11 protein-coding genes are annotated in these 11,176 nt (G+C 59.2%); 4 read left to right on the top strand and 7 right to left on the bottom strand.

The features are described from left to right. Positions 1 to 92 precede the first annotated feature (92 nt). Together CV013_RS00465 and CV013_RS00460 are read left to right on the top strand one after the other, a co-directional pair. Positions 93 to 1,427: a pectate lyase family protein gene (locus tag CV013_RS00465; protein ID WP_102153309.1), complete on the top strand. Its 1,335-nt coding sequence runs from the start codon at positions 93 to 95 to the stop codon at positions 1,425 to 1,427. Positions 1,428 to 1,513: 86 nt separating this feature from the next. After that, positions 1,514 to 1,864 (top strand): cupin domain-containing protein, encoded by a 351-nt coding sequence (locus CV013_RS00460; RefSeq protein WP_102153308.1) that lies wholly within the window; start codon positions 1,514 to 1,516, stop codon positions 1,862 to 1,864. A gap of 5 nt (positions 1,865 to 1,869) precedes the next feature. On the opposite strand, the gene CV013_RS00455 is transcribed toward CV013_RS00460, so the two are convergent. From CV013_RS00455 to CV013_RS00430, 6 genes are all read right to left on the bottom strand, one after another. Then, positions 1,870 to 2,727, bottom strand: coding sequence for a rhamnogalacturonan acetylesterase (locus CV013_RS00455; RefSeq protein WP_198591813.1), 858 nt, complete (start codon positions 2,725 to 2,727; stop codon positions 1,870 to 1,872). A 3-nt stretch (positions 2,728 to 2,730) separates the two neighbouring features. After that, positions 2,731 to 4,296, bottom strand: coding sequence for a carboxylesterase/lipase family protein (locus CV013_RS00450; RefSeq protein WP_102153306.1), 1,566 nt, complete (start codon positions 4,294 to 4,296; stop codon positions 2,731 to 2,733). Further along, complete coding sequence (locus CV013_RS00445) at positions 4,283 to 5,320, bottom strand: sugar kinase (protein ID WP_102153305.1); 1,038 nt, start codon at positions 5,318 to 5,320, stop codon at positions 4,283 to 4,285. The genes CV013_RS00450 and CV013_RS00445 overlap by 14 nt, the downstream gene beginning before the upstream one ends. Further along, a complete protein-coding gene (kduD, locus tag CV013_RS00440) occupies positions 5,305 to 6,078 on the bottom strand; it encodes a 2-dehydro-3-deoxy-D-gluconate 5-dehydrogenase KduD (RefSeq protein ID WP_102153304.1) in 774 nt (257 codons plus the stop codon). The genes CV013_RS00445 and kduD overlap by 16 nt, the downstream gene beginning before the upstream one ends. Before the next feature lie 63 nt (positions 6,079 to 6,141). Next, positions 6,142 to 6,774 carry an RpiB/LacA/LacB family sugar-phosphate isomerase gene (locus CV013_RS00435; RefSeq protein ID WP_102153303.1) on the bottom strand — a complete coding sequence of 211 codons (633 nt, stop codon included), beginning with the start codon at positions 6,772 to 6,774 and terminating at the stop codon, positions 6,142 to 6,144. A gap of 121 nt (positions 6,775 to 6,895) precedes the next feature. Continuing rightward, a complete protein-coding gene (locus CV013_RS00430; RefSeq protein WP_102153302.1) occupies positions 6,896 to 7,921 on the bottom strand; it encodes a LacI family DNA-binding transcriptional regulator in 1,026 nt (341 codons plus the stop codon). Between the two features lie 332 nt (positions 7,922 to 8,253). On the opposite strand from CV013_RS00430, the gene CV013_RS00425 reads away from it, so the two are divergent. Continuing rightward, positions 8,254 to 8,877 carry a 2-keto-4-pentenoate hydratase gene (locus CV013_RS00425; RefSeq protein WP_232806538.1) on the top strand — a complete coding sequence of 208 codons (624 nt, stop codon included), beginning with the start codon at positions 8,254 to 8,256 and terminating at the stop codon, positions 8,875 to 8,877. A 628-nt stretch (positions 8,878 to 9,505) separates the two neighbouring features. On the opposite strand, the gene CV013_RS00420 is transcribed toward CV013_RS00425, so the two are convergent. Further along, a complete protein-coding gene (locus CV013_RS00420; RefSeq protein WP_102153300.1) occupies positions 9,506 to 10,483 on the bottom strand; it encodes a LytTR family transcriptional regulator DNA-binding domain-containing protein in 978 nt (325 codons plus the stop codon). A gap of 355 nt (positions 10,484 to 10,838) precedes the next feature. Here CV013_RS00420 and CV013_RS00415 point away from each other — a divergent pair, with 355 nt between their 5' ends. After that, positions 10,839 to 11,171 (top strand): hypothetical protein, encoded by a 333-nt coding sequence (locus tag CV013_RS00415; RefSeq protein WP_123639992.1) that lies wholly within the window; start codon positions 10,839 to 10,841, stop codon positions 11,169 to 11,171. Positions 11,172 to 11,176: the final 5 nt, after the last annotated feature.

Genomic DNA, 11,176 nt, shown 5'->3' with positions numbered 1-11,176 from the left:
CCCTAAATCCGGTTTTTGGTAACCGGTGTCAATTCTTCTTGCTCAATACCTGCCTTGCTGTCAAGAAGGCAATGTGAGGAGAGGAAATCACAATGAAATTTATCGGAAATTGCTTGCTGGCATTATGTCTTGCATTGTTCGCGAGCTCCGCAATCGCGCAATCCGGCAATCCGACCGATGGGGGCGCGGGCGGCAAAATCATTCGTGTCACGACTCTGGCCAAAGACGGTCCCGGCAGCCTGGCAGAGGCGATTTCAGCCAAAGGGCCCAGGATCATCGTTTTTGAAGTGGGCGGGGCGATCGACCTCGAACGCTCAACGCTCACAGTCAGTGAACCGCATGTGACGATTGCCGGGCAGACTGCCCCGTCACCCGGCATCACGATTATGCGAGGCGGCATCGATGTGAATGCCAATGACGTGATCATTCAGCATCTGCGTGTAGTGGTTGGAAGTGACGGCCTTCCCAAACGACAGGGCTGGGAAGCGGACGCGTTGTCGACCCGATCCGCGCACAATGTTCTGATTGAAAACAACAGCTTTTTCTGGGCAGTTGATGAAAACATGTCCGCCTCCGGACCTCGCTTTACCGGAGATACGGTGGAAGAATGGCGTGAGGGAACAAGCCGGAACATCGTATTTCGCTCGAATCTCGCTGCCGAGGGGCTCGCCGATTCGACTCACCCGAAGGGCGAGCATTCAAAGGGATCGCTGATTCACGACAACGCGACAGATATCGTCTTTGAAGGCAATATATGGGCACATAATGTTGAACGTTCCCCGCTGCTGAAGGGCGGTGTCGAAGCGCTTTTGATCAACAACCTGATCTACGATCCGCAATATCGTGCAGTTCACTACAACCTCATGGACCTCGAATGGGCCGGTCATAAGCCGGTCGATGGCAGGCTTACAGCGGTTGGTAACGTTATGCGCGGAGGCAACAGCACCGATCCGGGGCTTCCCTTTCTGATGATCGGCGGTGTCGGTGACCTCCTTTATTACGGGCGTGATAACGTGGCTGTGGACCGGCATGGCAACGCGCTGCCGATGTTTGGCCGGTATGGCGTTACGTCCGCCGAAATAAAGGAGCAGGATAAGCCTCTTCATGACCTTTCGGGATTTTCGATCCTGCCCTCCTCAGAGGTTGAAACCCACGTGCTTGCCACCGCTGGTGCGCGCCCGTGGGACAGGAGCGAAATGGAAATTCGCGTCCTGTTCTATATCGCTGAGGGGCGGGGAGAGGTTATCGATTCGGAGGAACAAGTGGGAGGCTACCCCAAATTCGAATCGACTCGCGCATCGTTTGTCGAAAGTGAATGGGATCTCTCCAACCTGACAACCAAGTCCGGGGTTATGCCCGGTCAAAAAGCTGGGGCGCAGGAACATCTTTCGCCGAGAGATCGCGAAATGAGGCGGTCCAATCCGTGAAGCGACGGTTCGCTTTCTTCCTTGTATTCGCCCCCCTAGCGGGCTGCACAGCGAATGATGAGCTGGCTGTATCCCGTGCGCCACCGATGGTGGTTATTGCCGAACACGATGTGAAAGTGCGCGAAGCGCCGCCGCACGGTGCGATCGGAATGTCGACGGCATATCGGATCAGCGATGCTGCACCGCAGCCGCACAAAATGGAGTTCCGGCGCCGCGTTCTGGATGTGGGGGCAGCGATCGGCGAACATCCCATTTCGCACGATGAAGTGTACTACGTCACATCGGGAAGGGGCGTTGTTGTCTCCGATGGTGTGGCGGAAACGATTGGCGCTGGCACGGCCGCCTATCTGTATGAAGGTGCGGTCGTGGGCATCAGGCAGATAGGGGATGAGCCGTTGTCGATCATCATCGCCTATCCGGTCGATCAGAAGAACTAGCGACCTCAGGGGCGAATGAGCGGCCTGATATCTGGTTCTGCCTTTATCACTTGGGCAGCAACGACCGATGCAAACAGCTTGGCACCATATTCGCCCAGATGGGTGTAATCGAACCGTGAATTCATCTTGGCGATGCGGAGGTCCGCAGGGACGTTAGGCGAAGCGGGATGTCCTGTCTCTGCCGGTAAGGTCTTGCCATCGATAGCAGCCGCAGCAGCGACTTCGGGGCTGGCCGGACGTTCGGCCAGCATGTTCTGAACTGATGGGCCGAGCGCCTGCACTATCTCGCGGCTCTGCTCGTTCAGATCGATCAGAGGCGTGCCGGTTTTCGTTGCGATCTGGCGAATGGTGGTGGCCCACGGGTCCAGATCGCGGACCACTTCCCCCCCGTCGAAAAGGCGGCGCGTCAGCGGTGTGAACAGGATGGGAATTGCCCCTGCCGAGCGGATATCTTCCACATAGCGACGCATATTTGCCGGAAATTCTGCTGCGAGATCGGTCGAGCGACCGGGCTTGCCCGGCTGATCGTTGTGCCCGAAGCCGATAATGACGAAGACTTTGCCATAACCTTCCACCTGCATTTCGCGCAGAGCCACGTCCCATAACCCTTCCGCCCGGTAAGAGCCGCTGCTGCGACCATTGCGGGCGAGATTAAGGCACGCTGTCGGGTGGGTGGTGTGGTGGGCGCAGAACATCGGCCCCCAACCATTTCCTGTGGCAGTGGTTGAATCGCCAACAAGGATAATCTTATTGACACTTTCGATGGTGCCAGATTGCGCCTTAGCCGGTTCGGACCGGGCCGAAGCAAGGCCCGGCAGAGCCATTGCCGCGAATCCTGCCAATACAAGGGAAAACCGCTTCACCTATCACCCTCCCGGTTGAATATACTGACCGGTGGCCCAAAGTTCACGCTCCCATTGTCTGGGATCGCTTTGCACCATGATCCGATCTTGCCCGATCACCAGTGTATCGCGGTCTGGCAGAGAATACGGTGTCCAGTCCTTCAGGCCCGGAACGCCGTTACGCGCCAATCCTGCGAAGGCGGCGATCATCGCGTCGCTGATTTCATGCGCGCGCTTGTCGGTACCTGAATAGCTGCCAGGTGCGGCGAGGGTGCCGAACACATAGGGAAGATCATCGGTATGAGCAGCGCCGCGCTTGGGATCGAGCGGGCTTTCGCGGTCGAGCTGATACACCCACGTCGCCTTCGCCCCTGCTTCGGCGCGTCGGTCAGCTTCTATCACTTGTCCGGGCCAGCTCCGTCCGGCCGTAGTGGCGGCGTAAAAAACTTTCTCTGCCGACCAGTCAGGGAATTTGGCGCGATACTGTGAAACGACCCAGTCCGATCGCAAGTCGATTTTTATCTGCGGGGCAAGCCGTTCAGCGATGTTGGACCAGTCCAGCCCATGCACAACAGGGCCATCTGCCCGGATGAATGCGCGCGTTTCATCGCGTGTATTCCCCAGGATCATCGGAATATTGAGCGATTGCGGTGCGGCATCCGGCCAAAAGGGATGGCGGTGCAGGTGAATCATATCGAGGACCGGGCCGAAGTAGATTCCTCCGCCAATCACCGGGTCGGTAGCGGCCAGCCCTTCCACAAGGCGATCGTAAGGCAGAGTCGTGAGTGTAGCCACATCGCTGTCGCCAAGGCCCAGCTCTCTCATAAAAGCACGGGTTCGCTTCAAGGCATTTGCCGGACCTTGCCCGATGACTTGTTGCCCGCTCATCGTCGCGGCAGAATGGAATAACCCGCTTGCTTCGGGCATTGCCATAAGGGTGGCGATCTTGGCGCCTCCGCCGGACTGACCGAACACCATCATCCGGTTTGGGTCGCCGCCGAATGCTGAGATATGCTCGCGTATCCATTCCAGCGCGCAAATAAGGTCGAGCTGCCCCGCATTGCCGCTGTGGCGAAACTTTTCGCCGAAGGGGTAGAGCCATCCGTAGCCAAACACGTTGATCCGGTGATTGACGCTCACCACCACCACATCGCCCTTGGCGGCAAGATGCGGACCTTGTGTCAAGGGATCGGTGACAGAGCCCCAATTGTATGCCCCGCCGTGAAAATAGACCATTACCGGGCGCCGGGCCTGTGGGCGCGGATCGGGTGACCAGATATTGAGGAAGAGGCAGTCTTCGCTCATCTCCGGGGTCATGGGATTGCGTTGCGGGCATAGCGGACCGAATTCGGTCGCAACGAATTCGCTGCTGGGAAGAGGCTCGCGTGTCGGCTTGTCGAACCGTTTCGCGCGGGCATAGCGAATGCCCCGAAAGGCGGATACGCCGCGGTCGATGAAGCCGCGATAATTCAGCGTTCGCGGATCGGGTCTTCCTGTCGCGGCACCGATGGCAGGGGCATTGAACAATGCAGCACCGGCCAACGCACCGCCAATGGCACCGCGCCGGCTTATGCCCTTACCGGCTGACATCGGCACCGGCTGGATTGAACGATTCCAGCTCTGACCGGGAAACGGAAATCGTGTCACCCGGAACACCATGTTTCATTACCGCCAGCGAAAGGCCCGTCTTTGCCATTTCTTGCGCCGTTCCACCTTCGATCCACCGCAGCAGCACGCCCGCAGCGAATGCGTCGCCCGTGCCGATACGATCAACGATGGGCGAGATACGAACTTCATCGGTTTGCCAGTGGCTTTCTCGCAGATCGACGCGGGCAGCCAGTCCGTTTGTCGTAGTGCTTTCGACGTGGCGGGCAGTGGAAGCGATGACTTCCAGCCCCGGATACTCTGCAAATGCCGCTTCGGCAGCTTCGCGCCGTCTGTCGGGGCCATCGCCGGAGAAAGTCCGGCCCAGAAGCAACGAGATGTCACGGTGGTTACCGATCAGAATGGTGGCAGCGCCGATCAGTTCGGATAGCATTGTGCGTGGGTCGCTATCCCATGATTCCCAGAGAGAGGACCGGTAGTTGCCATCGAAGCAGATCGGCACCCCGCATCGGGTGGCGGCCTCAACCGCAGCTTTGGCAAGTTCCATTCCACCGGGTCCGAGGGCAGGGGTGATGCCGGAAAGGTGCAGCAGACTTGCTCCTTCGAGAGCACCGTCGAAATCGATGTCTTTAGGCGTGGCACGCGCGAATGCACTGTCGGCGCGGTCATATGTTACCCGGCCTCCGATCGGGCCGCTGGGAGGCTCGAAGAAATAGAGCCCCATGCGCCCTTCGCTGTGGCGGAGGAAGTTTCGGCCCACTCCGCCTTCGCCCAGCGCCGCGACCGCACGGAGGCCAAGCGGGTTGGTGGCCACAACACCGAGCATTTCCACCGGAACGCCAAGGCTCGCCAATGCGATGGCGACATTCGCCTCGGCACCGCCCACCTGCAGATCGAGGTGGTTTGTCCGCGTCAACGGCGTGCCCGGCGCTGGCGAGAGGCGCAGGAGAAGTTCACCGAAGCACACGACATGGCCCAGTTTCGACGATGGGTTCATCGGGCGAGCCATCCGCCGTCGACTGCAAGAATATGCCCCTGCACATAATCCGCTGCTCTGCTGGCTAGAAACACCGCCGCTCCGCCGATATCGGCGGGATTGCCCCAGCGTTGTTCGGGAATACGTTCCAGAATCTGCCGATTGCGGGTCTCATCGGCCTGCAATGCGGCGGTATTGTTGGTCGCGATGTAGCCGGGCGCGATGGCATTCGCGTTGATCCCGCGGGGCGCCCATTCGTTGGCCATGAGCTTTGTCAGGCCGCCAACACCGCTTTTGCTGGCGGTATAGCTCGGCACGCGAATTCCGCCCTGAAAGGTCAGCATCGAGGCGATGTTGATGATCTTCCCTCTTTCGCCATCTTGCGATGCCCAGCTGACCATATGGCGGGCCGCCGCCTGACTGAGGAAGAAGAGCGACTTGAGATTGGTATCCACCACTGCATCCCAATCCTCTTCCGAGAAATCAAGCGCGTCTTCCCGCCGGATGATCCCGGCATTGTTGACCAGAATGTCCAGCCTGCCGAACTTGTCGACCACGCTCTCGATCACCTCCGTGACGGGGGCAATCGACGATAAGTCGGCAGAGATAAGCTCGCAGCGGCGACCAAGAGCGCGCACCTTATTGGCGGTCTCAGTCGCTTCGCTGCGGCCTACCGCGGCAATATCTGCGCCCGCCTCAGCCAATGCGACAGCAATGCCCTGTCCGATACCTGTGTTGGCACCGGTCACAACAGCTGTCCGTCCCGTCAAATCGAAGGCGGTGGTCGACATTTCTCTCCCTCTCTTGCTGCGCTCAATTTTCGAGCGAATATTCAGCCACGTTACGTCATGTACTTACAGGTTGCGAAGGTACTCGCTGATCGCATCGTCCTGCGAATTGGGATAAAAATACTCGGCAAAACGCTCTCCGGCGATTGCAGCCCGCAGCAGGTTCTGATCTACGTTTTTGAGGACAGTCAGCATGTCGTGGCAGGATGCCTGCTTGAGATCGGTCAGGATTCCTCGGTTCTTCTTCATCACTTCGGCCCGCTCCTTCGGGTATCCAAGGCCCGGCTCGTTTTCGAACAGCTTGCGATAGCAATCCTGAAGGTTGAGTTCCGCTGCCCAGCCGAAGCCCTTGGCATATGGCATGGAGATGGCGTTGCCCGCGTTGATCTGGCTGAATAGAAACGCATCGGTGGGATCGATGACAAGGCCGCAGAACACGCCGGGCATCGAGTTGCATGCCAGCATGGAGCCCATGCCGGTGCCGCATCCGGTAACCACGAAATCGGCTGCCCTGGAATTGAGCAGGATGCCGGTGAGAAGGCCGTTCATGACGTAAGTCAGCGATGCTTCATCGTCGGCGCTGTACATGCCGTAGTTGAAAACCTGATGGCCGAACGGCTCGGCTACGGTTGTCAGCGCATCGTGGATGATACCGTTCTTGGCGGCCTGACTGTTTTCGGTAATGAGGGCGATCTTCATAAGAGTCTCCTTGCTCGCCTGAGCGTTGTCACAGTTCCGGTTATCTCCGATTCGCAGTATTAGGAAACCGGTGTCATTAATCTGTCTAGACTGAAACGGGGCTGCATTTCAACCTCGTGTTTTAGCCTTCTTTTGGAGGAGGGGCGACCGAGTCGCGGGTGACAAGGCGCGCGGGGAAGCAGGACGGCGATGCACCGTCAGATCCCGGATCGACCAGTTTCAACGCAGCGGCCTTGGCCATTTCGCGGATTGGCCATCCGACGGTTGTCATAGGTGGCCAGATGTGTGCGGCAATGGGAGAATTGTCGAACCCGAGGATGGAGAGCTGCCCGGGGACTTCGATCCCCCTTTCTCTCGCTGCGTGATAGGCGCCGGCCGCCATTTCGTCGTTGCTGGCGAAGAGGGCTGTTATCCGCGGCTCGGCTTTCAGCAATTTGTTGGTGGCCTCGACGCCCGAATTGAAACGGTATGTCCCCTGTGCGGTCGCACTGTCCGGTACATCGAGACCGTGGCGTTTCATTGCCGACAGGAAGCCTTCCCGGCGTTCGGCGGCAGAGCGAAAACCTGTCGGCCCCTCGATCAGCCCGATCCGCCGATGTCCCAGTTCGACGAGGTAATCGATCACCGATTCGACCATTTCCCGGTCGTTGGACTGAACAAGATGTTCGGCCTCATCCAGTGCGGCCGATCCCATGCGAACATAGCCGCAACCCATTTCGCGGCAAAGTTGCGCCAGCTCGTCGTTCTCGGAAATCGGTGGCAACAGAAGCACACCGTAAAGCCTCTGCAGTTCGAGAAAGCTGCGAATATCCTCCAGCATGTCCGGCGAGTGGCGATCGACCGGGCGCACGACAAGGGCGAATTCCGTGTCGCGGATTGCGTCGAGCACGCCTTCCTGAAAATTCAGAACGGTTTGTGCGTTGGGGTTGTCATGCAGCAGGCCAAGAAGGAAATTGCGGCGTAGGGCGAGGGCTCGTGCCTGCGGGTTTGGGATATAGCCAATCTCGGCAATGACCTTCTCGACCTTTTGTCGTGTTGCGTCTTTCAGCAGAGGCGATCGATTGATGACTCTGCTGACAGTTTTCTTCGACACGCCGGCAATGCGTGCAACGTCATTGATAGTCGGTGCCGAACCGGACTTAGACATTCTTTCAAATCCTTCTCGATCGTTGCACTCAACCTATAGGCTACCCATTGCCGAAGTGGAGTGCACCGCCGGATTATATCCGCAAGCACGAATTCAGAATCGTTTTGACACCGGTTTCCTTTTTCGTCAAAGTCGAGCTATCGAATAAACTTCCACAGGGGACACGAATGAATTCCGCAGCGGGCGATATTGCACATGCGTTTGTTGACGCCCGCCGGTCATGGACGCCCATCGCTTCCTACCCTGGCGTGCGTCCGGCTGATCTCTCCACGGCTTATCGGATACAGGACGAAGCAATTTCGATTTGGGATCGTGCGATCGGCGGCTGGAAGGTGGGTAAGATCGGTCCGCCGCTCAGCGAAAGCCTCGGTGCAAATCGACTGATCGGGCCGGCATTCGAAGATGCTATCCAGTCCGAGCGGACTGATGGCAATGTATTTCGTATTTTCGATGGCGGTTTCGCTGCCGTGGAAGCGGAGTTCATGCTTCGACTGGCCCCAAAGGGCGGCCCGCTGCCCAGAGATCGCATCGAAGCGATGGACTGGGTGGACGAGGTCCGCATCGGGATCGAAGTGGCCGCGTCCCCTTATGCAAAGATAAATGCGGATGGTCCGTGCGTCACGGTTTCCGATCATGGAAACAATGCCGGATTGCTGATCGGCAAACGGGTGGAAAGGGATCGCTGGGCGGACCTCGACCAAGTCGTCGTTTCGCTTGATATCGATGGCCGGAGAGTGGGCGAGGCCACGACGGCGACGATGCTGGATGGTCCGTTTGGTGCTGTGCGGTTTCTGCTGAAAAATCTTGCCGAACGTCAGATCGAACCGCAGGCTGGCTGGTGGGTTTCCAGCGGGGCGATTACCGGTGTTCATGAAATCGCATCCGGCAGTGTTACGGATGCTCACTTTGAGGGGATTGGTAGCATTTCCGCTCGGGTAGAAGCCAATCCGGGCTGATCGACGACCCCCCGAAGGAGCGCTCTTATCCGCTCTCAACGCGCCGATGAGCGGGGCGGGGTGCAAGGGGCATCGGCTTTGCTCTAGTCTATGACACGGATAAGGTTGGATATACCCGCGGGCCTATAGATAACTATGGCGACCTGACCGGTCACAAGGTTTTCGCTGCCGCACGAAAGGACGCACAGGCTTGGGCGGAACTGGCTGAGTCAGGCATGGAACAAGGATGCGTGGAAGTACCCGATCAAGCGAGCCGTCGATGCGGCGGAGCTACCTTCGACAACGTCCTTCTACACTTTGCGGCATAGCGTGCTTACCGATCTGGTCCGGGTGGGGCTGCTTGCTCAGGCCATTTCCTTGATCCTTGAGCATCACGCGCCACCGCGTGCTCGAAAGTGCTGCTGCATTTGAGGCTTGCTCGGTGTCGTTGTTGCGAAGGTCACCGAGACTGCGAGAGGCCATGTTTGACGTAGTCGATGATGCTCTGGTGCGAGATCAGCCTTCGCCTAAAGGCGCGGTTCGCTAACTTCGTTATGCGGTTCGCAGTACACGATACTGACTGCCGATGCAGCTTCACCAACTGCTTCTGCTGAATTGGCCCTGAGTCTACTTCCATCCTCGATGATCTCTACATTCCCAGTCGGCGACGAACTTCGGGCACCTGACTGCGCGCGACGGGCGTGGGCCGTTCGCTCCCTTTGAGGATCAGCTCGGGGTCTTGCCCCCGGGAACGACGCTGAAAACGCTCCACCTTGCGCAGATTGGCAATCGCGGAGCGATGGGTCCGCAGGAACATCTGTTCGGGCAGAACCGAATGCCACCAGCGTAACGGACGATCGTCTGGCACGGTCTCCCCGCTCGCCAGCAGGATTGTCGTCCCGCTGCCGTCGGCCTCGACCGCGCAGATTTCCTCGGGATCCACGCCGCGCGCCGAATGTCCGCTGCGCAGGTAAAGCCGCGCGGAGGCACTGCTTGCCGGGGCGGTTCGCTCGCGCGTAAGCGGTGCCCCTTCGATCCGGCTGACGCCGATCAGCGCCGCAATCTGGGTGAGGGCGTGCACTTCGCTTTCCGTCCAGTCGCGTTGCTGACGATTGCAGTCGAGACCGATGCAGGCGACCAGCCCTTCTTCCGCCATCACCGGCACCGTCAGCGTGCTGCGAATGCCCTGCAAGCGGAACTCGCGCTGCATCGAGCGCATCCCGCGCCCGAGCAATTCGACATCGTTGATCGCCAAGGTCTGCCCCTCCCTGAGTGGCAGCAGCATGTCGCCGATCATGGTGACGGGCACGTCCTGCAGATCCTCGACATGCGAAGTGATCCCGCTGGCGCACCATTCGTTGGTGTTTCGCATCGTAGTGAGATCCTGGTTGAAACGGAGCACCCAGGCCCTGTCGGCGCGCGCCGAGCGCCCGATGAATTCAAGGACCGCGGCAAGACCCGGCTCGAACGGCTGCGACAGGAGCAGGCGGGCCGCCACCACCGCCCAGCAATCGGGGCCGAGCATGTCGGGAAGGGCATCGAATTTCCACACAGCGACCCCACCGCCGAGCCGCGGATGCGCTTCGGCGTGCATTTCCACTTTCGGATAGCGATGTTCGAAACCCATCAATCTTGCCTGCGAATTCGGATGGAACGAAAGATTGCGAAATCCATCTTGTAAAATCTGGCGCGCCGATGGGAAGCACCTTCGCGCCGCCAATGTCCCGACCACTGCGTTTACCGCGTTAGAATTCGCTTAATTCTGCAGTTCAGCATCCGCTGTTGCAACTCGGCAGCCGCTTGTTGCGCGACGCGCAGCGGCTTTGCAGTCTCAGTCCGAACAGGGGCCGAAATGGCTCCGGGGAGCGGAATTCGGGCGGCTTGAAACCAAGTTTCCGAATGCCTCCAGATCTGATTGGGTAAGACGTTCGGGGCGCGCCGTGATTGCTTCAAACCTGTGCTCTGGTGCGCGCCTGTTGTCGTTGGCTGCTGCGATCACGCTGCCCGTATGCGCGAACGCGCTGGTACCGGCCTTCATTCTCGACGGCGCGATCCTGCTGGTAGGCACGGACTTCTCGACGCGCTGGCCCGGCAAGGCCCCCGGTCTCGGCATGGCGGAGCGCAACGCGACCGCCGTGGCGAGCCTCCATTTCCCCAGCCTGTCCGCCGAACCCACCCACATCCTGATGGAAGAGCGCGCGATCGCCGCGGCCAAGGTGCCGGGGTTCGAAACCGTCGCGCATCTCCATCGGCTGCCCGTCACCGGCGGCAGCAACGGTCCTCTGCGCATCGATACGCACCTTCGGCCGTCCTGACCGCG

The sequence above is a fragment of the Tsuneonella flava genome (genome assembly GCF_002870965.1).
Classification (GTDB): Bacteria; Pseudomonadota; Alphaproteobacteria; order Sphingomonadales; family Sphingomonadaceae; genus Tsuneonella; species Tsuneonella flava.
Note: the sequence above shows the minus strand (reverse complement) of the source record. Positions and strands in the feature narration are given on the sequence as shown.